The sequence below is a fragment of the Deltaproteobacteria bacterium genome (assembly GCA_016178705.1).
Classification (GTDB): Bacteria; Desulfobacterota; Binatia; order HRBIN30; family JACQVA1; genus JACOST01.
The window spans coordinates 102,387-122,272 of the sequence record JACOST010000032.1 but is presented as its reverse complement, the minus strand read 5'-3'; the positions used below and the strand labels follow the sequence as shown (position 1 = coordinate 122,272).

Below are 19,886 nucleotides of genomic sequence, written 5' to 3'. Positions count from 1 at the left end.
AAATCCGCTTGCCCGAGTGTGAGCGACGCGAACGTATCGAGGGCCTTCTTGAGCACAGTCGCACCGCGGAGAACACGGTTACGCCGGTTGTGTCGGCACGGCAACCGACTAAACTGGCGCACCATGGATCACGTTCGGAATCGCGCTTGGCTGACGTTGTGCGGGGTGCTCGCTCTGGTCGCGCCCGCGTGGGGAGAACCAATGGCCGACCTGTCGACGACTCTGGCTGCTGTTGCGAACGCGAAGACTCTCAAGCTCACGACCACTGGGCGCAAGAGCGGCCAGCAACGCGTCGCCGAGATTTGGTTCGTCGTCGAGGGCGACCACCTGCTCGTGCAAGCGGGCAAGAACGCCCGCAAGGGATGGCTGGTAAATGTGAAGCATCATCCCGAGGTGGCGCTCGACATCGCCGGGACGAAGCTGCGCGGCCGCGCCATCGTCATCACCGATCCCGCCGCAGCGCAGCGCGTGATCGACCTCATGCGCCAGAAGTACTGGCGTGCGTGGCTGGCGAGCTGGGTGGGATCGCAGATCGGAGCCGGAGTGCCGGTGCGGGTGGAAGGGATTAGTAGGCAGTAGGCAGTGGGCAGTAGGCGATCAGCCATCAGCTATCTGCCATACGCGATCCGCCATCAGCCGGGTTGAATGCGCATGCGGGCATCGACGACGATCGCGCCCTGACCGGGCGGGAGCACTTTGATCGGATTGAGGTCGAGTTCGCGCAGCTCCGGTACCAGTTCCACCAGTGCTGAAATACGCTGGATCACGCCGGCAAGCGCGTCGCGATCGCCGGCCGGCGCGCCGCGGTAGCCGTCGAGCAACGGGCGCGCGCGCAGCTTGCCGATCATCTCGACGGCATCGATGTCGCTGACCGGAGTTAGGTGAAACGACACGTCGTGTAGCAGTTCCACCAACACCCCGCCCATGCCGCAGACCACCAGCGGTCCGAAAATAGGATCGGTGGTGACGCCGACCAACGCTTCGATTCCGCCGGGCACTTCGCGCTGGAGCAGTACGCCATCGAGCGGTGCGCCGATTGTGCGCATGCGCTCATCCAGCGTCCGCACCGCCACTGCGACCGCCTTGGCGGAATGTAGTCCCATGATGACGCCGCCGACGTCGCTCTTGTGTACAACGCTGGGGGCGATTGCCTTGGCGACCAGCGGATAGCCCATGCGGCTGGCGGTTGCGAGTGCGTCGGCGACCGTGGTCTGTTCGCTCGCCGCGCACTCGATACCGACCGCGCGCAGCACCGTGGCAAGGTCCTTCGGCTCCAGCCACGTGGGTCCGTCGGCCTGCACGAGCACGCGATCGACCACGGCACGGACGGCGCTTTGCGCGAACGGATCGAGGGTGAGCGGCGTTCCGCGTGGCCGCTCGCGCCAGCGTGCGTAGCGTTCAACGGCTGCTAACGCGAGCGCTGCGTTTTCCGGAAAGCTGTACGACGGCAGGCGACCGCGCGGTCCGGTGCTGAGCATCGGCGGCGCCCCTTGCGACGAGATGAATACGGTCAGAATCGGCTTCGCCGCCGGAACGGCGCCGGCCGCGCGGGCGATGGCGGTTGCCACTTCCTCCGGCTGCGTGACCATCGGTGGAATGTAGATCACGACCAGCGCATCGACCGCCGCGTCGCTGCCGATCAACTCGATCGCCCGCGCGTACTGTTCCGGCGTCGCCGACGCGGTCATGTCGATTGGGTTGGCGTAGCCCGCATGCGCGGGCAGGAACGTGCGCAGACTCATCACGGTTTCGGCCGACAACTGGGGAAGCTGCAATCCGTGCGCTTCGCAGGCATCGGCGAGTAGTATGCCGGGGCCGCCCGCGTTGGTCACCACGCCGACCCGCCGACTCGGTGGCAAAGGCTGGGTCGAAAGCAACGCCAGCACGTCGAAGAGATCTTCGAGCGTCGCCGTGCGGATGACGCCGGCTTGCTCGAACAGGGCGTCAACGGCGACATCGAGATTGGCGAGTGCGGCCGAATGGCTCGATGCCGCGCGCGTGCCGGCGGCGGAGCGGCCCGATTTCACGGCGACGATTGGTTTGTGGCGTGCGACCTCAGGAGCGACGCGCGCAAATTTGCGCGGGTTTCCGAAACTCTCCAGGTACAGCACGATGACATCGGTGCGGGGATCTTCCGCCCAGTACGCGAGCAGATCGTTGCTCGATACGTCGGCCTTGTTGCCTACCGAGACGAAGGTCGACATGCCCAAGTTGCGCGTGCGTGCGTAGTCGAGAATAGCGAGGCCGAGGGCGCCGCTCTGCGAAGACATGCCGATGTTACCGGCGGGCGGCCAGACCGGGGCGAACGTGCCGTTGAGTGAAATGGCCGGATCGGTGTTGAGTACGCCCATGCAGTTCGGGCCCACCATGCGCATGCCGGAGCCGCGGACGAATTCGGTCAAGCGCCGTTGCGCTTCGCGCCCCGCCGCCGACGCCTCGGCGAAGCCCGACGAGATTACCACCACCCCACGCGTGCCGGCGCGCGCGCAATCGGCTACCGCCGCTTCCACGGCCGCTGCGGGCACGGCGATGAGCACAAGGTCGACCGGCGCGCCGATCGCGCTGACGGTTGGATAGGTGGTGAGGCCGTCGATCTCGGCGGCGCTGGGATTCACCGGATAGATCGGTCCGGCGAACCCGTCGCGTTTGAGGTTCGCAACCAGTGCCGCACCGATCGACCCGGGGCTGCGCGAGGCGCCGACCACCGCCACGGAACGCGGCTGCAGAAATGTGCGGATGCTCTGCGCCGCCGCTCGCCGCTCGCGCTGCTGGCTGGCGGCAAGAAACTGTTCGGTCTCAGTGGTCGCAAACACGACATGGAACACGCCGGCTTCAATCGAGCGCTTCACCGTAAAGCCGCTGGCCGCGAAGACCTGCAGCATTTGGTTGTTCTCGCCGAGCACATCGGCTTCGAACTCGGTGATGCCATTGGCGCGGGCGATCGGCACGAGGTGTTCGAGCAGCAGCGTGCCGACCCCGCGACCCTGATACTTGTCCAGTACGGCGAATGCGACTTCGGCGCGGTGTGCCACCGCGCTACTCGAATAGCGGCCAACGCCGATTAGCAATTCGCATCCACCATCGCGGCGGACGGCTACCAATGCGGCATTGCGCGCGAAATCGAGCTCGGTGAAGCGCGCCAACTCGGCATCGGTGAGGCGCTTCTTCGCGCCAAAGAAGCGGAAGTACACCGAGCGCGGACTCAACTGCTGAAAGTGTTCGATCAGCAGCGCCTTGTCACTCGGCCTCAGCGCGCGAATGTGAATCGAGCTGCCGTCACGCAGAATGGCTTCGGCGCTGTACGCGCGGAAGCCGGCGGGATCGCTGGTTGGCGCGGGCATGATCGAAGCTCGCTTGATGAAGACCTGAACGACGGCCGATGGCTACAGATCGTCGCTGCCCAACCTGGTGTCGGCGTTCTTCCACGCGAGCTCAAACTCTGCGTGCACCGTGTCGGCGGCGGCCGTCTTGTGTTGCGCCTTCAAGGCTTCCGAAAGCCCCAAGAGTGAGCGCGGGTTGCGCGGGTTGCGCTCGAGGTCAGCACGAAACACCTGCTCGGCCTCAGCGTATTGTCCATCGCGCAGCAGCGCACCGCCGAGCGACTCGCGCACCGGATAGTACCAGTCGGCCGGTTCGTTGTATGCGAGGCCATCCTCGATGACGACTGCTTTCTGCCAATTGACGATCGCCGCGTTTCTATCGCCGTTCGTGGCAGCCAGACGGGCATCGAACGCCGCAGCGGCCAGGTTCAAGATATCGGCGGCAGTGCTGAAGCCGAAGCCGGCACCGTCGGGCAGGGTCTGGCGCGCGGTATCGAGTGCTGCTCGTTCTTGTTCCGCCGCGGCGGCATCGCCCATCCCCAATCGAGCCACGCCGCGGGCGAAGTGCCACATCCCGTGAGCGCCGGCGAGCTTTGCATCCGGCTCGGGCGCGCGCAGCACCTCCTTCCAGTCCCGGAACCGGAGAGGAATGAGGAAGCGGGTCGCAATTAGGGGGTCGATCAGTCCCGCTAGCTCAACAGCGTTGGGACTGATGACGGGATAGAGTTCCTTGGCGGCGGCGATCGCGTCGCTGCGGCGTCCCGCCATCGCGCTGGCGAACGCCAGGAAGTGGATGTTGTGGCTGAAGTACATCAGCGGATACATGTGAACGTCGGACGTCACGGTGCGCAGATACGCTCGGTCGGCGGCCACGGCGGCGGCGTTGCTGGCGGCGGCGTCGCGGTAGTAGCCGGTGCGCATGTAGATGTGTGACGGCATGTGGACGAGGTGGCCGGCGGCGGGCACGGCAGTTTCGAGCCGCTTGGCGCTGGGGAGGGCGCGCTCAGGGTGCGGTGATGCCTCGACCGCGTGAATGTAAAAGTGATTGGCCCCGGGATGATCTGGATCTCGGCGCAGCACCACTTCGAGCACCGCGACGATCTCCTCGGTTCCTTCGGCCGGCGTGCCATCGGGGTTCCACAGCTTGAACGGGCGCAAGATCATCGCGCTTTCCGCATAGATCGTGGCCGCGTCCAGATCATCGGGGTAGCGCTTCGCCACTTCGGCCATCGCGTTCTTGTACGCCACGTTGAGCGGCTTGAGGTCGGCGTTGGGATCGTTGGAGTAGCGCGTGGCGAGCGCTTCGATGTAGGCGCGCTCGTGCTCGGGGCCGTTCGCGGCGAGTGCGAGCGCCTTCTGCGCGGCCGCGTAGGCGGCTTGCTCGTGCTGCTTGTCGACATCCATGTTGTAGTTTGGACCCAGCGCGTAGGCGATGCCCCACTGCGGCATTGCGGCCTGTGGGTCGAGTTCGGCTGCGCGGTGGAACGAGCGGATGGCTTCCTCGTGATTGAAACCGAAGGCGAGCGTCAGACCCTGATCGAAGAACTGCTGCGCTTGCTTGCTCGTGGTGGCGATCGCGTGGTGGTGCGAGCCGAGTCCTGTGAGCAACATAGCGGGTTTGGAGGTCGCCGCGTGATGTTCCTGGGCCAGCGCGGCGTGAGCGCAGATGGTGACTGCGAGAAACGCGAGCCGAAGCTTCATGCCATCCTCCCTAGCGGAAAGTCCGTGGTTTGCAGTTCGTGGTTTGTAGTTCGTTCGCGGGCGGCTGCGCAACCGGAGAACCCCGGGTGCCCTGGGTCGCGTTGAATTGAAATCGCCCGCGACTCGGTGATACGCAAGCAGGAGTTGTATGAGCGTAGCGTTTGATTACCTGATCGTCTCCGATCTGCATCTGCGTGGCGGGTTCAACAACCCGACCGCAGGGCTGTATCACTTCGACGAAGAGTTCGCCGACTTCCTCCGCTACTATCGCCTCAACCGCGCGGCCGATCGGCGCTGGCGGTTGATCATCGGCGGCGATTTTATTGAGTTCCTGTACATCACCGATCTCCCCGATCCGAACGAGCGCTTGATGCGCGGGGTGTCGTTCCCTGAGAGCGAGCAGCGCTACGGTCCCGGTACTGAGGCGCCCAAGTCGCGCTGGAAGCTCGACCGTATCCTGCGTGCCAGTCATCCGCAGTTGCTCTTGGCCTTGGCGCGCTTCGTCGCGGAAGGCAATGAGGTGATCCTGTTGCGCGGCAACCATGATCTCGAAATGTCGTGGCCCGAGGTGCAGGACCATTTCCGCCGTCTCATCGCCGAGCATCATCCGGAAGACTTCAGCTACATGGCGATGAAGGAAGCGGTCGCGCAACGCGTGCAGTTTCCGTTGTGGTTCTGGTGCGAGCCGGGGTTGTTGTACGTCGAGCATGGCTGTCAGTACGATCCGTTCTGTGCGACCGAGCACGTGCTCAATCCGTTGGTGCCGGAATCGCCGACCCACATGCAACTGTCGATTGCGGAGTTGGCGATCCGTTACTTCACGAATCAGATGAAGACGATCGATGCCATGGCGGCCGAGAACATCATGTCGGTGAGCGAGTACATCGGCTGGGTGGTCGGCGGCAATCTCAAGATCCTGCCGCGCGTGGCCAGCTTGTATGGGGCGATGGTTCGGCGGGTCCTGGCCAAGAGTGGCCGACCCAACCCGCTGGCGGAGCGGCAGGTGCGGGAAGAAAACGATCGGCGGATTGCCGCCGTGGATGAAAAGTTCGGCTTGCCATCGGGAACCGCCGCGGCGGTGAATGCGATGCGCGCCTCGCCGGTTATGCGCGGTGTTCTGGCCACGGCGCGGTTTCTGGCCCTGGATCTGATCGTGTTTGGCGGGCTGCTGGCGGCCGCGGTCGCCGGCATCCTGATTTGGTACCCGGCGCGGACCGGGTTGCTCGCGCTGGTGGCGGCGATGACCGTGATGGGATCGATCGTGTACGTTGGCGCGCTGCGTTTCCGGCGCATCGCCGAAGCCGCACAATTGCGGCACACGGCAGAACGCATCGCCGCGTTGTTCAAAGTGCAGAACGTGGTCTTCGGTCACTCGCACGCCGCCGGCACGTGGCCGCTTCCTACGGGTGGGCAATATATCAACGTTGGAACGTGGGTGCCGATGGGCGAAGACGCGTACTTCGTATATTTCGCCGCGACCGGTGACGGTCAGAACTGGCGCGCCAATCTCTGGCGCTGGAACAAACGGAAGAAGGAACCGGAACCCTTTGAGAAACAGTGATGCGGATCACGTCGCTCCCTTGAGCCGTTGCTCGAGTTCCGCATTACGTTGCTGCAGTTGTTGTACGCGGCCCTCAAGCTCGCGGGTGCGCTCGTACAGCCGGTGGAGTTGTAACCGTTTGTCGAGGCCGGTGGTGATGATGGTCAGCAGATCGTCGTTGTCCCACGGCTTCTCGATGTAATGGAAGATGCCGACGTCGTTGATCGCGCGGATGGCGTTTTCCTTGTCTGCGTACCCGGTGAGGAGTATGAGCGTGCTCTCCGGGTAGAGGGCACGGATCTCGAGGAGAAAGCCGATGCCATCGAGTTCAGGCATGAGAAAGTCGGAGACCACTAAGTCGAGCGGCGTGACTTTAGCGAGTTGGATCGCCCGCTGCGGTGAGGTCTCGACCAGCACCTTGTACGGTGTCTCGAGTTCGAGGAGGGCGGCCAAACTTTGCCCCACGGCCGGCTCGTCGTCGACGAGCAGAATCGTCGCGGGGGTGGTGTCGGCCATGCCTTCGGATAGCCAGGCCACGTCGTCAGTGTCAAGCCAGCGAGCGAATGCGTGTCTGGCATAATCCGTGGCTCTTCGGTGCGCGCCGTGATCTTCGACTTCGATGGTGTGTTGGCTGACACCGAAGCTTTGCACTGTGCGGCGTTTCAGGCGGTGGCGCGCAGTGACGGGATGGATCTCTCGCAGGCGGACTACTTCACGCAGTTCCTCGGCTTGCCCGATCGCGCCTGCCTGGCCGCGTTGTACGCCCGTGCCGGTCGACGCCCCACCGCGACCGAACTCGACGCGCTCGTCTCCCGCAAGCGCGCACAGTTCGCTGCGTTGTCGCAGGGGGCGACGCTCTACGACGGCGTGCCCGAGTTGCTGCGGCGGTTGCATCCGCGCTTCGTACTGGCGGTCGCATCGGGGGCGTTCCGCGATGAGATCGAGGCCATTCTCGATCGCGCCGGCGTCCGCGCGCTCTTTGCCGCAGTGGTTGGGGCAGAGGATGTGATGGCCGGTAAACCCGCGCCCGATCCGTTTCTGTGCGCGCTGCGCGAGCTGAACACGCGCGCCGGGATGGCTCTGACCGGCGCGGAGTGCGTCGTGGTCGAAGATTCCCCGCTCGGCATAGCCGGTGCGCGCGCCGCTGGCATGCGCTGCATCGGCGTGACCACGCATCATCCGGCCGCCGCGTTGCCGGCCGACTTGGTGATTGCGCACGTCAGCGAGCTTCGGCTAGAGGACTTGCCATTGTGATGAAGGCCAGCGCACTGTCACTTTCCGGAACAATCCGTAGAAGCAAGCACTGATGCCATATGAAGACGTTCGAACCCCCGCTTTCCCGAGTAGCAGCATCGAGTAGCCGCCGAAGGCGGCGTATCGAGATGCTGCGTATCGAGGGACCAGCTTGAAGATGGCCCAGCCATTCTACGCATACATGTTGTTGTGTGCCGACGACTCCTACTACGTTGGACAGACCGACGCCTTGGACAAGCGTCTCCTTGAGCATCAAGAAGGCCGCGGCGCGGCGCACACTGCGACTCGCTTGCCGGTGCGATTGATCTGGTTTGAGGAGTTCTCGACCCGAGAGGAGGCCGAGAGTGCTGAGGCTCGCATCAAGAATTGGAGCCGCGCGAAAAAGGCGGCGCTGGTTCGTGGAGACCTTCAGGGACTGCAAGAGGCAGCGACGAAGGATTGGGAACGGTATCAGCAACGCCACGAGTCTGGCGCCGGCGGGTCCCTCGATACGCCGCTCCTCGATACGCGGCCTGCGGCCGCACTCGGGACGGCTACTCGGGAAAACGGGGAGACCGAGGCTGAGACCGCTGGCATCCCGTTGACCGCACAGAGCCAGACGGCAATGATCTCCGAACACGAGTCACGAACACGAGTCACGACCGGCATTCCGTTGGCCGCGCAGAGCCACACCACCATCCCTCCCGACTCGCTCTCCATCCTGGTGGAAGTCGGCGCGGCACTGTGCGGCACGCTGCACTTGCGCGATCTGCTCGGCGCGATGATGAAGCGGGTGCGTGACGTGCTCGATGCGGAAGCCTGTTCGGTGATGCTGCTCGATGAGCCGACGCAGACGCTGCGCTGGGAGGTCGCGCTCGGCGAAGGGGCGGGAAAATTGCAAACCCTCTCCGTGCCGATCGGTCAAGGCATCAGCGGGCGCGTCGCCGCCACCGGCGCGGTCATTCGCATCGAGGACGCCTATCACGATCCGCGCTGGCAGGGGCACAAGTACGATCAGGAGACCGGTATCACAACCCGCTCGATCCTGTGCGTCCCGATCCGCGCGCGCGAGCGCATCATCGGCATCATCCAAGTACTCAACCGGCGCAGCGGGCCATTCACCGATGCGGATCAGCAACTGCTCGAAGCGCTCGCCGGCATGGGTGGGGTCGCGATCGAGAACGCGCGCCTGTACGAAAACCTCGAAGAAAAGGTCCAGCAGCGCACGGTGGAACTGACGGGCGCCTTGGCAGATCTGCGCGAGGCCCAGTCGCAGCTCGTGCAGTCGGAGAAGATGGCGGCACTCGGCGACCTGGTCGCCGGGGTCGCGCACGAAATCAACACGCCGCTCGGTGCGGTGGCGAGCAACACCGATCTCGTCGTGCGCGCACTGAACAAAGTAAAGGAGTCACTCGCCGATCCGGCGCTGAGCGCCAAGGCGGGTACGTTCATCGACAAGGCCGCCAGCATGGCCGAGGTCAGTCGCGAGGCGTGTCGCCGCATCGGGGCGATCGTGAAGAGTTTGCGAAATTTTGCCCGCCTCGATGAAGCTGAGCGCAAGCCAGCCGATCTCCACGAAGGCCTGGAGTCGACCCTGACGTTGGCGGCGCACCTGATGAAGGGCCGCATCACGGTGCAACGCGACTACGGTCAGCTTCCGCAAGTGGATTGCTACGCCAATCAGCTCAATCAAGTGTTCCTCAACGTCCTGGTTAACGCGGCGCACGCGATCGAGGGAACGGGCGAGATCACCATCCGCACGCGCCAGGCAACTCCCGACTCGGTGACGATCGCGATCAGCGACACGGGTTCCGGCATTCCGCCGGAGAACCTGGCAAAGATTTTCAATCCGGGCTTTACGACCAAAGGGGTCGGAGTCGGTACCGGCTTGGGGCTTGCTATCACCTATCGCATCATCGAAAACCATCACGGCAAGATCGAAGTCGAGAGTGAAGTCGGTCGGGGCACGACCTTTCGCATCACACTGCCAGTCCGCGCGGTCGCGCCGACTGCGGAAGCGGCACAGGGGGGCGCTCTATGAAAGCACTGCGAGCCATGATCATGAAGGAGTTCCTGCACATCAGCCGCGATCCGCAGCTGATTGGCTTCGTGTTGGCGTTGCCGGTGCTGCTGGTCATTCTCTTCGGCTACGCGCTGCGGCTGAAAGTGGATCACATGCGAGTGGTCGTGCTGGACCAGGAGCAGTCCTTCTTCAGCGCCACCGTGAAGGATCGCTTGCGCGGCAACGGTCAGTTCAACGTGATCGAGGTCGATTCCGAAGCCACGATTCGGCGATGGCTGCAAACCGGCGAGGCGCGCCTCGGGTTGATCATTCCCAAGGGCTTCAGCGAACGCCTCGCCAACAATCAGCAGACCGACTTTCCGTTGTTCGTCGACGGGACGATGCCGACATTGGCACAGGCGGCACTCTACGGCGCTCGGGTGGTCGCCAGCGACGATGCGGCCGAAGAGTTGAAGTTCGACGATGCCGAGCATCCTGCGCTGCCGGTGCGGCTGCCGCCGATCAAGATCGCCGAAAATATTCTGTTCAATCCCCAATTGCGCGACTCGGATTTCTTTTTGCCCGGCACGATCGGTATCGTGATCATGCTGGTGGTGCTGACGTTGTCGGCGGGTCTGGTACGCGAGAAGGAGCAGGCGACGATCGAGCAATTGCTGGTGACGCCGATTTCCCGGCTGGCGTTGATTGCCGGCAAGATGATTCCCTACGGCCTGATCGCCGCCGTTGATTTTGTTGTCGTCTCGTTGCTGGCATCGTTCGTCTTTGCGTTGCCGTTCAACGGCGCCGCGCTGTCGGTGGGGTTGCTGGCGACGCTGTTCATCCTCGCGCTGTTGGCGCTCGGGGCATTGATCTCGACCGTGTCGGAAACGCAGTTGCAGGCCAACTTCATGGCGGTCTTCGTCATCGTGCCCTCGGTGTTGATGTCCGGCTTCGTGTTTCCAATCGAAGCGATTCCGGGGTGGCTGCAACCGGTCGCGTGGAGCCTGCCGATGACGTACTTCGTCGAGGCGATTCGCGGGCTCACGCTCAAGGGCACGACGATGGTCGATCAATGGCGCGACTTCGCGGTGCTCGGCGCGTTCGTGATCGGCTTCACGCTGTTGAGCCTGACGCGCTTCCGCAAGCAGCTCGCTTAACCTTGAAATGACAGAAACCTCACCGCCGAGACCGCAGAGATCGCAGAGAGAGACGCTACGAGCGTATTCGAGCCACTTCGGAAACCTCATCGGCAATGGCCCTTCATTTGGCTCCTTCGTTGTCTCGCGCTCTATGGCTCGGCGGTCTCGGCGCGCTCTGCGGTGAATCCGTTCATGTCACACTAGGTTCAATAGACAGTATGCAGGAGCACCCATGACGACCACAGCACAGAACCAAGAGTTGCGGCTCAAGAAGGGCGACGTGATCTTCCGCCAAGGCGATACCGGGCAGGAGATGTTCGTGATCTCGGCCGGGCGCGTGCGTCTCGTCCTCGGTTCGCAGGGACATGAAAAGGAACTACGCGTGCTCGGGCCCGGGGAGTTCTTTGGCGAGTTATCGCTGCTTGGCGACGCCCCGCGCAGCGCGACGGCGATGGCGGCCGAGGATTCGACATTGCTGCCGATCGCGCGCGACGTCTTCGCGATGATGGTACAGGACGATCTCGAGATCGTCTTTCGCATGATGAACATCCAAGGGCAGCGGTTGCGCGATACCAATCTCCCCGTGCAGGAGCTGACGCACCGCCTGGGCCAGGTGCGTATCGCCGCGCATGCGCTGCAACGAGTCGCAGGTGCGGCGCTACCGGCGACGGTTGAAGTCGCGGGGTTGGCGGCGGAGCTTGGTCTGAGCACGTCGGTTGTAGAAGGTACGGCCGCGGAGCTCGCGGCGCAGGGGGCCGGCGCCGTGCAGAACGGACGCTGGGTGTTTCAGAGCCGTGAACCGGTCGACAAGCTGATCGCCGCGATTTGCGGCTACGCCGACGGCAATCGCTGAGCGCAGCGACGGTCGAGGCTCGGGCCATTTCGAAGAGGAAAGTCTCCTTGCTGACCCTAAGGTGGCGTCCGGGGCGCCGTGTGCTCGAACTCCTCCCGAGTGGAAGCGCCTGCAGCAGGATTCCGGTGCACAAGCCGCCGCCTGAACGGCTCGTTTCTATCGCGAAAGCGGGGTGGCACATGGGTGTCCGCGGTTTGTTCGGGTTCGCTATTGTGGTTGCATGGTGTGCGTCGATGCGGCCTGTTTTCGCGGCTTGCGTAAACGGGCATCCGTCTCTTGAACAGGAATATCGTAGTAGCGCGGTCGTTTTCGCCGGCCGGGTTGGGTCTCAAGAAGTCACGCCTGAGGCGGGAGGCTACGCTGACGGAACGACATATTCGGTAAGCGTCGAGGAAGTGCTACGCGGTGCTCCTGGCAAAACGATCAACCTCTTCAGTGAGAACAGCAGCGGCCGGTTTCCCATGAGGGCGGGCACATCGTATCTGATTTTCGTGTACGAGGAGCAGGGTCGGTCGATGGTAAACTACTGCGGCAACTCCGGCGAACTGACTGAGAAGGCCAGCGCTCTCGGGTCGCTCCGCAAGATCAAAGCGCGAGATGCCTACGCAGCTTCGTCCCGGCAAGCAATCTTGGAGACGTTTCGGGAGTACGAGACCCTGAACGAGGAGTTCCTGATCTCACTGGAAAACGGAAAAGGAAAGAGTGGGAAGCCATATTCCGTATTGCGAGAGGAGGTAGAAGACTACGCGGAAGGCCCATTCGACAACGCACTGGATGCGGCTCAAACCCAGGTGTGCAAGCAAAGCGACGCTGAAGTACTCCGAGCGCTCTTCCGCGTCATTTTGGCTACGTCAAACTCCGCGGAGGAGAAGCCTGCCTGGATACTGGGCGAAGTGTTCGTGTGTCAGCCCGTTCTCGTGCAACGTCAGTTCAAGTCACTGCCAACTGCGAAGCAGTCCTCGTTGTACGGGACGTTGGTGGAGGGGTTCGACAGCGCTGTGTATGGAAGACCTCAGAGCGACGAGCACGTTGTCGATCTTCGGCGCAAGTTGCGCAAGTTGGCGCCAGAGGGGTGGCAGTAACGTATTCCCAGTTGGAGTGGAGCACCAAAAGCAGCGCCGCCGGGGTTGGTTTTCATCACACGGTTACGAATGACCCGCCGGGGGTTGTGCTTACTCAGCGGCAGCCTCTTGATCCATTTTGCGCGTGAAGCTGACGAAGATGTCTTCCAGCGTCGGGTAGACCGAGCGGATACCGAGCACTTCGATCTTCGCGGCGATCAGCCGTTTGCGCAGGACATCCATCACCACCGCGCGCCGTGCGGCGGCTTCGAACGAGGCGAACGCGTCTCCCGTCGTCGGCTCAGGGGGGACATCCTTGACTCGGATGTGCAGGGCTTGCCCAAACACACTGACGTCGTCGACGTAGGGAGCATCGCGCAGCACGCCGAGCGCCGGCATCAACGGCTGACAGATGATCTCCAAGCGGCGGTTGGTGTTGGCGATCTCGTCGCGCTTCATCGAGTTGGGGTCGCCGCTCACCAGCAACTTGCCGAAGTAGACGTACGCCGCCTTGGTGCAGCGCTCGGCTTCGTCCATGTAGTGCGTGGTGACGAACAACGTCGTACCGCTTTGGGCGAGACGGAAGAGGAGATCCCACATCTGGCGGCGCGCGACCGGATCGACGCCGGCGGTCGGTTCGTCGAGAAAGAGAATCTTCGGACCGTGGATCAGTGCGCAGGCGAGTGCCAGGCGTTGCTTCAGTCCGCCGGACAGACTGCCTGACGCCTGTCCCTCGCGGCCATCCAAGCCGCACAGGCGGATGAGATCGCGCTTGCGCGGCTCGGCGTCGCTGGCGGGGACCCCATAGACGTCGCTGAAGAAGTTGAGATTCTCACGAATGGTGAGATCCGGATACAAACTGAAACGCTGCGAAACGTAGCCGATGCTGCGCTTGATCTGTTCGGGCTCGCGCGCCACGTCGTAGCCGCCGACGGTGGCCTTGCCGGAGGTCGGTGCGAGCAAGCCGCAGAGCATGCGGATCAGCGTGGTCTTGCCCGAGCCGTTGGGGCCGAGCAGGCCAAAAATTTCACCTTCGCCGATGGAGAGCGTGAGGCCTTTGACCGCCTCGCGAGTACCGAAGCGCTTGGTCAGATTCTCGATTACGATTGCGTCAGCCATACCGTTCCGCCTTCCCGCTGAGGTCTGCCCGTGTGAGCTGTGCCTACTACGGTACGACGCTCGCCCGCAAGCCGCCGCGCCCTTGACCTCTGGCGCGATCCACCCATATGGGAAGCGCGATGAAGCGTCTGCTCAACGTGCCGTTGCGGTCGCCGCGACTGACACTGGCGGTGATGTTGGTTCTCACCGCCTTCTTCGGGGTCTTCGCCGCCCGCATCAAGGTGGATAGCTCCATCGAGAACCTGCTGCCGGCGGACGATCCCGACAAGCTGTACTACGACGACGTCAAGAAAATTTTCGGCGACGAAGAGATCGCGGTGATTGGGGTGTTCGCCGACGATGTCTTTGCGCCGCGCACCCTGGCGAAGATCGACCAGCTCTCGACTCGGTTGACGCAAATGGAGGGTGTGCACGAGGTGCTCAGTCTCACCACGGTCAAGGGCGTCGAGATGAGCGACTTCGGCCTGTCGGCTGGCCGCTTGATGCAGAAGTTGCCCGAGACCGCCGAAGAGGCCGCCGCATTTCGCGCCAAGGTGCTCGCCAATCCGCTCTATCTCAAGAACGTGGTGGCGGCCGATGGCCGTGCTGCGGGCGTGACCGTCGTGTTCGACGACATGAGCGACGACGAGTTTCTGCATCGCGGTATCGAGGACAAGCTGCGCGCCCTGATCGCTGAGCTGGGCGGCCCCGAGCAATACGCGATCACCGGCATTCCGACCATCAAAGTAAACGCCGCCCGTTTGATGGAAGGCGACACCAACAAGTTTACGCCGCTGGCGATGCTGCTCGTCGTGATCGTGCTGGCGTTTGCCTTCCGCACACCGCGCGGCGTGCTCGTCCCGTTCAGTACCGTAGTGATCGGCGTGGTGTGGACCACCGGCACGATGGTGTTGGCGGGCAGCGCGATCAATTTGGGAACCTTGGTGCTCAATCCGCTGCTGATGGTGATCGGCGTGGCGTCGGGCATCCATCTGATCAGCGAGTACTACCAGGAATTGAAACCGGGCCACTCGCAGGCTGAGACGGTGGCACACGCGATGGAGCGCGTCAGCGTGCCGATTCTGGTGGCCGCGGCCACTACCTTGATCGGCTTTGGCACGTTGATCTTCACGCCCATCCGCGCCGTGCGCGAGTTCGGCATCTACAGCGTGTTCGGCATCGTGGCGATTCTCTTGGCTGCCTTCACGGTCGTCCCGGCGCTGCTGGTCCTGCTGCCGCTGCCGAAGCGGATTCCGACCGCACAAGAGAACGCGGAGGGCTTTGTCCCGCGCACGCTGCAAGGCATCGGCACCTTCGCGGTGCGGCATCGGCGAGCGGTGTTGGTCTGCACCGCGATCGGGATGCTGCTCAGCTTCTGGGGAATCAGCAAGATCCAGGTCGAGACCGACTACATCGGATTCTTCCGGCCCGACAGTTCCATTCGCATCGAGAACACGTTGATTGCCGAGCGCCTGGCGGGGACCCAGCCGGTGTACGTCGTCATCGACGGCGACGGACCGCAGTCGGTCACCCGACTCGACGTGCTCAACGCGATGCGCGATCTGCAAGAATTCATCGACGCGCAGCCGGGCGTGGACAAGACCATATCGCTGGTCGACTACCTGCGCTTGGTGCGCCACGTCTTGCAACCCGACGAGCCGACGGCGTTACCCGACTCGCAAGCGGAGATCGGACAGATTCTCTTGCTCGTCGATCCGGCCGACATCCGCGCCGTGGTCAACGGCGATCAGTCGCGCGCCAACATCATCGTGCGGACACGGCTGTCACGTTCGGGCGAAGTCGGTGCATTTGTGCAGCGCGTGCAAGAGTTCGCCGCCAGCCACTTTCCGCACGGGATTAGCGTGCATCCGACCGGCACCACCGTGCTGTTGGGGCAATCCGCCGACTCGCTGGCCTGGGGGCAAGTGACCAGCTTGTGGCAGGAGCTGAGCGCGTTGCTGGCGCTGCTGTCGTTCATGTTTCTGTCGCTGCGGGTCGGTTTCCTCGCCCTCATCCCCAACGTGGTGCCCACGGTGGTGCTGTTCGGGATCATGGGCTGGGCCGGCATCAGCTTGAACATTTCGACGAGCATGATCGCCGCCATCGCGGTCGGCATCGCCATCGACGACACGATTCATTTGCTCGACACCTTCAACGAGGGCATGCGCAAGACCGGCAGTCAGGAGCAAGCGATCATCGCGGCGATGGGATCGGTTGGCCAGGCCGCGTTCTTCATCGCACTCGCACTGTCGGCGGGTTTCTTCATCGTTTGTCTCTCGAACTTTCAACCGGTGATGCACTTCGGCTTGTTGTCGGGCGTCACCATGCTGATCGCGCTGGTGATCGAGCTGTTTCTCACCCCCGCGCTAGTAACGACGACGAAAATCATCACCCTGTGGGACTTGATGTTTCTCAAACTCGGGCCCGAACCGCACAAACAGATCTCGCTGTTTGTCGGTCTCCGCCCGTTCCAGGCCAAACTCGTGGTGCTGATGGGCCATCTCGAAGCGGTGAAGCACGGTGCGTACATCACGCGGCGCGGCGAGATAAAGCCCGAACTGTACGTCTTGCTCAACGGCCGCGCCGAGGTGCAACGCGAAGGCGGCCTGGTGATTCGCACGATGGGGCGTGGCGATGTGATCGGCGAAATGGGGCTGTTGCGCAAGCAGCCGCGCTCGGCGGATGTGATCGCCGGCGAGGACATGGACTATCTGGTCCTCGACGAGCGCTTCCTGCAGCGCATCCAACGGCGCTACCCGCGCATAGCGGCGAAGGTGTTTCTGAATTTGACGCGCATCCTGAGTGATCGCCTAGAGAGTACGACTGATGCGTTGGCAGCGATGCCGCGTGTTGCTGCCGGATCGTAGGAGAAAGAGTACAACGGATTGAACGGATTAAACGGATTGATCGGAAAGGGGGATGGGCGAGCCCTTCTCAAGATCCGTAAAATCTGTTTAATCCGTTCAATCCGTTGTAGTCATTTGACCGTGTCCGAGGAGGAAAGATGAGAAAGCCGATTGAGTGGTTGATGTTTGCGGCGGCGCTGTTGCTGCCGTGCGGTTTTGCCTTCGCGCAAGATCTGAGTGCGCGCGACACGTTGCAGAAGGTGGTCGACTCGGTGCCGCGCGTTCCGTTCACCGCCAAGGCGAAGCTGTCGTCGAAGAGCCGCGGTTGGGTGCGCGAGCTGGACCTGATGTACAAGCACATCGAGAACGCCGACGCCAGTTACATGGAAGTCACCGCGCCGATGGACGTGAAGGACACGCGATTCCTGCTATTGGATCGCGAACCGGGTCCGGACGAACAGTGGATCTACGTGCCGGCAATCAAACGTGCCATCCAAGTCTCGGAGCAGACGCGCAAGCAGCCGTTCCTCGGCTCTGACTTTTACGTCTCCGACATGGTGCGCCCCGAGATCGACGCCTACACCTACACCTTCGTGGGGGAGGAAGACGTCAACGGCCGGCACTGCAAGTTGATCGAGAGCGTGCCGAAGAAGCCGGGCGGCGATCCCTACAGCAAGGCGATCATCGCCATCGATCCGCAGGACATGGTGATCGCCCGCAGCCAGTTCTTTGACCCCAAGGGCAAACTACTCAAGGTGTGGACGATCGAGAAGATGGAGAAGATCGACGGCAACTGGACCCCGAAGCTGCAGGTCATGCAAAACGTGCAAGACAACACCGAGTCGCAACTGGAGATCGTCGAGATCAAGTACAACGCGACCGTCTCGGACGAGACGTTCCACAAGGCGTACTTGATCCGCTGATTGGTGCTGCTTACACCACGCTCGCGCCGCCGTCGGCGGCGATGATCTGGCCGTTGATGTACGAGGCGTCGTCGCTCAGCAGGTAGCACGTGGCATTGCCGATCTCTTCGGGCGTCGCAATGCGCCGCAGCGGCACGGCGCGCGCGGCGCGCTCGTAGAGCGCGGGATTGCTCGACGCGCCGGTCATCGGCGTGTCGGTGAGGCCGGGGCAGACGCAGTTCACGCGTACTTTGTACTCGCCGTACTGAAACGCGGCGAGTCGCGTCAGCGCGATCACGCCGCCCTTGCTGGCGGTGTAGCCGGATCCAAAACCATGGCCGCGTAGCCCGGCGGTCGAAGCGATGGTGACGATGGCGCCACCGTCGCGCATTAGATGGGGCAGGGCATACTTCATCACCAAGAAGGTACCGGTGAGATTCACCGCAAGGGTGTGAGAGAACGTCTCGAGATCGACTTCGGCCAGCGGTCGGTAGTCGCCGGGTCGAAAGATGCCAGCACAAGTGACGACCCCGCGGAGGCCATCGAACTCAGTCGCGGCGCGTTCGACGGCGTCGCGCACCTCATTCTCCTGGCTTACATCTGCGACGAGGCGCAACATGCGGGCGTTCGGTATGCGTGCGACGTCGGCGAGCAGTTCGCCGTTACGATCGACCATCGCTACCGCGGCGCCTTCGGCAAGCAGTCGCTCGCAGGTGGCGCGGCCGATGCCGCTGGCCGCACCGGTGACGAGAATCGAGCGTCCGTTCAGTCCGCGCATTGGTGGCTGCCTCCTTGGCGTTGATTCTCTTCGGCGAATTCGAGTAATTGTGCAAGCTATGCCGCAAGCTGCGAATGAACATTTCGATATCGCCATCATCGGTGGTGGGATTGGTGGCGGCGCGCTCGCAACCGTGCTGGCGCGCGCGGGGCTCTCGGTCCTGGTGCTGGAGAAGTCTACGGTGTACCGCGACCACGTGCGCGGCGAGTGGATGGCCCCGTGGGGCGTCGTCGAGCTGACCAACCTCGGCCTCTACGAAACCGTGCGCGCCGCCGGCGGGCATCACTTGTCGCGGCACTGGAACTGCGATGAGGACATCCCCCCGGAGGAAGCGTTGGCGCTGGCGCTCGATCTCGCCGCGCTGATGCCCGGTATCGCGGGACCGTTGTGCATCGGCCACCCGGCGCTGTGCCAACTCTTCATCGAGACCGCGGGCAGCTCGGGTGCCACCGTGCGGCGTGGCGTGACGGATCTGCGGGTCACCCTCGGAAACTCGCCTGCGGTCGTCTATCAACACGATCAGACCGACCACCGAGCGGCATGCCGACTGATAGTCGGTGCCGACGGTCGCGGATCGCAGGTGCGGCGCGAAGCCGGCATCGAATTGCATCGCGATCCGACGCATCACTTGTTCGCCGGCATGTTGGTGGAAGGCGCCGACGGCTGGCCGGCGGACACGCAAGTGATCGGAGCCGAGAACGATGTCCACTACCTGGCGTTTCCGCAGGGCGGTGGTCGTGTGCGCCTGTATCTCGGTTATTCGAGCGATCAGCCGCGACGGCTGGCTGGGCCGGGCGGTCCGCAGGCATTCCTTGCGGCGTTTCGCTTGAACAGCGTGCCGGGCAGCGAGCACCTCGCCAACGCGCGGCCGGCGGGGCCGTGCAACTCGTACCCTAACGAAGACACGTGGACCGACACGCCCTATCGCGATGGCGTCGTGCTGATCGGCGATGCAGCGGGTTCCAACGATCCGATCATCGGGCAAGGGCTGTCGATCACCTTGCGCGATGTCCGTCAGGTGCGCGACGCGCTGCTCGGCGCACGCGACTGGTCTGCTGACGTGTTTGCTCCTTACGCCGCCGAACGCGCGGAGCGCATGCGGCGGCTACGTTTCGCGGCGGCCCTGATTTCGACGTTCGAAAACGAATTCAGCCCCGCCGCGCGGGAACGCCGCCGGCGCGCGCGCGAGCGCCAGATGCAGGACCCGTCGCTGTTGCTCCCGCTGATGGCGGCCTTCATGGGCCCCGACAACATCCCGGCGGAAACATTTGAGGAGCAGACCCGCGAGCGATTGTTCGGCCCGAGTTAGGCCGCGAGTCCACCACGAAGTGTAGGGGCGCTGCTTGCCGCGCCCCGCCGGGCCGGGCAAGCGCGGCCCCTACAGCCCCCCGGCGGGAATTTCAAAAGATTCAG

The 19,886-nt window shown here is 63.3% G+C and carries 15 protein-coding genes; 10 read left to right on the top strand and 5 right to left on the bottom strand.

All coding sequences use genetic code 11. The features are described from left to right. Positions 1–201 precede the first annotated feature (201 nt). The gene (locus HYR72_25415; protein ID MBI1818334.1) at positions 202–579 is read left to right on the top strand and encodes a nitroreductase family deazaflavin-dependent oxidoreductase; all 378 of its coding nucleotides are present in this window, start codon (positions 202–204) and stop codon (positions 577–579) included. A 53-nt stretch (positions 580–632) separates the two neighbouring features. On the opposite strand, the gene HYR72_25410 is transcribed toward HYR72_25415, so the two are convergent. Together HYR72_25410 and HYR72_25405 are read right to left on the bottom strand one after the other, a co-directional pair. Next, entirely contained in the window at positions 633–3,341 is a 2,709-nt protein-coding gene (locus HYR72_25410) for a GNAT family N-acetyltransferase (protein ID MBI1818333.1), read from the bottom strand. A 42-nt stretch (positions 3,342–3,383) separates the two neighbouring features. Continuing rightward, positions 3,384–5,021, bottom strand: coding sequence for a hypothetical protein (locus HYR72_25405; protein ID MBI1818332.1), 1,638 nt, complete (start codon positions 5,019–5,021; stop codon positions 3,384–3,386). A 148-nt stretch (positions 5,022–5,169) separates the two neighbouring features. Here HYR72_25405 and HYR72_25400 point away from each other — a divergent pair, with 148 nt between their 5' ends. Continuing rightward, positions 5,170–6,582: a metallophosphoesterase gene (locus HYR72_25400; protein ID MBI1818331.1), complete on the top strand. Its 1,413-nt coding sequence runs from the start codon at positions 5,170–5,172 to the stop codon at positions 6,580–6,582. A 6-nt stretch (positions 6,583–6,588) separates the two neighbouring features. On the opposite strand, the gene HYR72_25395 is transcribed toward HYR72_25400, so the two are convergent. Then, positions 6,589–7,077, bottom strand: a complete 489-nt coding sequence (locus HYR72_25395; protein ID MBI1818330.1) for a response regulator — start codon at positions 7,075–7,077, stop codon at positions 6,589–6,591. Positions 7,078–7,128: 51 nt separating this feature from the next. Here HYR72_25395 and HYR72_25390 point away from each other — a divergent pair, with 51 nt between their 5' ends. The 5 genes from HYR72_25390 to HYR72_25370 all read left to right on the top strand — a co-directional run bounded on the left by HYR72_25390 (position 7,129) and on the right by HYR72_25370 (position 12,870). After that, positions 7,129–7,815, top strand: coding sequence for an HAD family phosphatase (locus tag HYR72_25390; GenBank protein ID MBI1818329.1), 687 nt, complete (start codon positions 7,129–7,131; stop codon positions 7,813–7,815). Between the two features lie 157 nt (positions 7,816–7,972). Beyond that, a complete protein-coding gene (locus HYR72_25385) occupies positions 7,973–9,835 on the top strand; it encodes a GAF domain-containing protein (GenBank protein MBI1818328.1) in 1,863 nt (620 codons plus the stop codon). Next, a complete protein-coding gene (locus HYR72_25380; GenBank protein MBI1818327.1) occupies positions 9,832–10,953 on the top strand; it encodes an ABC transporter permease in 1,122 nt (373 codons plus the stop codon). Before HYR72_25385 ends, HYR72_25380 begins: the two co-directional genes overlap by 4 nt. Positions 10,954–11,167: 214 nt before the next feature. Beyond that, entirely contained in the window at positions 11,168–11,788 is a 621-nt protein-coding gene (locus HYR72_25375; protein MBI1818326.1) for a cyclic nucleotide-binding domain-containing protein, read from the top strand. A gap of 80 nt (positions 11,789–11,868) precedes the next feature. Continuing rightward, on the top strand, positions 11,869–12,870 hold the full coding sequence (locus HYR72_25370) for a hypothetical protein (GenBank protein ID MBI1818325.1): 1,002 nt from the start codon (positions 11,869–11,871) through the stop codon (positions 12,868–12,870). Between the two features lie 90 nt (positions 12,871–12,960). Here the strand turns inward: HYR72_25370 and HYR72_25365 are convergent, their stop codons facing one another. Further along, the gene (locus tag HYR72_25365; protein ID MBI1818324.1) at positions 12,961–13,950 is read right to left on the bottom strand and encodes an ABC transporter ATP-binding protein; all 990 of its coding nucleotides are present in this window, start codon (positions 13,948–13,950) and stop codon (positions 12,961–12,963) included. Positions 13,951–14,087: 137 nt separating this feature from the next. Between HYR72_25365 and HYR72_25360 the strand changes: the two genes are divergently transcribed. Together HYR72_25360 and HYR72_25355 are read left to right on the top strand one after the other, a co-directional pair. Further along, positions 14,088–16,814 (top strand): MMPL family transporter, encoded by a 2,727-nt coding sequence (locus tag HYR72_25360; protein MBI1818323.1) that lies wholly within the window; start codon positions 14,088–14,090, stop codon positions 16,812–16,814. A gap of 137 nt (positions 16,815–16,951) precedes the next feature. Continuing rightward, on the top strand, positions 16,952–17,716 hold the full coding sequence (locus tag HYR72_25355) for an outer membrane lipoprotein-sorting protein (protein ID MBI1818322.1): 765 nt from the start codon (positions 16,952–16,954) through the stop codon (positions 17,714–17,716). 10 nt (positions 17,717–17,726) lie between these two features. Here HYR72_25355 and HYR72_25350 read toward each other — a convergent pair whose 3' ends face one another. Continuing rightward, positions 17,727–18,473, bottom strand: a complete 747-nt coding sequence (locus HYR72_25350) for an SDR family oxidoreductase (protein MBI1818321.1) — start codon at positions 18,471–18,473, stop codon at positions 17,727–17,729. Positions 18,474–18,531: 58 nt separating this feature from the next. Here HYR72_25350 and HYR72_25345 point away from each other — a divergent pair, with 58 nt between their 5' ends. Next, positions 18,532–19,782 (top strand): FAD-dependent monooxygenase, encoded by a 1,251-nt coding sequence (locus tag HYR72_25345; GenBank protein MBI1818320.1) that lies wholly within the window; start codon positions 18,532–18,534, stop codon positions 19,780–19,782. The last annotated feature ends 104 nt before the right edge of the window (positions 19,783–19,886 follow it).

What these genes read in the sequence shown, in the direction of transcription:
- HYR72_25415 (MBI1818334.1), top strand. Translation starts at nt 202, where the DNA reads ATGGCCGACCTGTCGACGACTCTGGCTGCTGTTGCGAACGCGAAGACT.
- HYR72_25410 (MBI1818333.1), bottom strand. Translation starts at nt 3,341, where the DNA reads ATGCCCGCGCCAACCAGCGATCCCGCCGGCTTCCGCGCGTACAGCGCC.
- HYR72_25405 (MBI1818332.1), bottom strand. Translation starts at nt 5,021, where the DNA reads ATGAAGCTTCGGCTCGCGTTTCTCGCAGTCACCATCTGCGCTCACGCC.
- HYR72_25400 (MBI1818331.1), top strand. Translation starts at nt 5,170, where the DNA reads ATGAGCGTAGCGTTTGATTACCTGATCGTCTCCGATCTGCATCTGCGT.
- HYR72_25395 (MBI1818330.1), bottom strand. Translation starts at nt 7,077, where the DNA reads ATGGCCGACACCACCCCCGCGACGATTCTGCTCGTCGACGACGAGCCG.
- HYR72_25385 (MBI1818328.1), top strand. Translation starts at nt 7,973, where the DNA reads ATGGCCCAGCCATTCTACGCATACATGTTGTTGTGTGCCGACGACTCC.
- HYR72_25380 (MBI1818327.1), top strand. Translation starts at nt 9,832, where the DNA reads ATGAAAGCACTGCGAGCCATGATCATGAAGGAGTTCCTGCACATCAGC.
- HYR72_25375 (MBI1818326.1), top strand. Translation starts at nt 11,168, where the DNA reads ATGACGACCACAGCACAGAACCAAGAGTTGCGGCTCAAGAAGGGCGAC.
- HYR72_25360 (MBI1818323.1), top strand. Translation starts at nt 14,088, where the DNA reads ATGAAGCGTCTGCTCAACGTGCCGTTGCGGTCGCCGCGACTGACACTG.
- HYR72_25355 (MBI1818322.1), top strand. Translation starts at nt 16,952, where the DNA reads ATGAGAAAGCCGATTGAGTGGTTGATGTTTGCGGCGGCGCTGTTGCTG.
- HYR72_25350 (MBI1818321.1), bottom strand. Translation starts at nt 18,473, where the DNA reads ATGCGCGGACTGAACGGACGCTCGATTCTCGTCACCGGTGCGGCCAGC.
- HYR72_25345 (MBI1818320.1), top strand. Translation starts at nt 18,532, where the DNA reads ATGCCGCAAGCTGCGAATGAACATTTCGATATCGCCATCATCGGTGGT.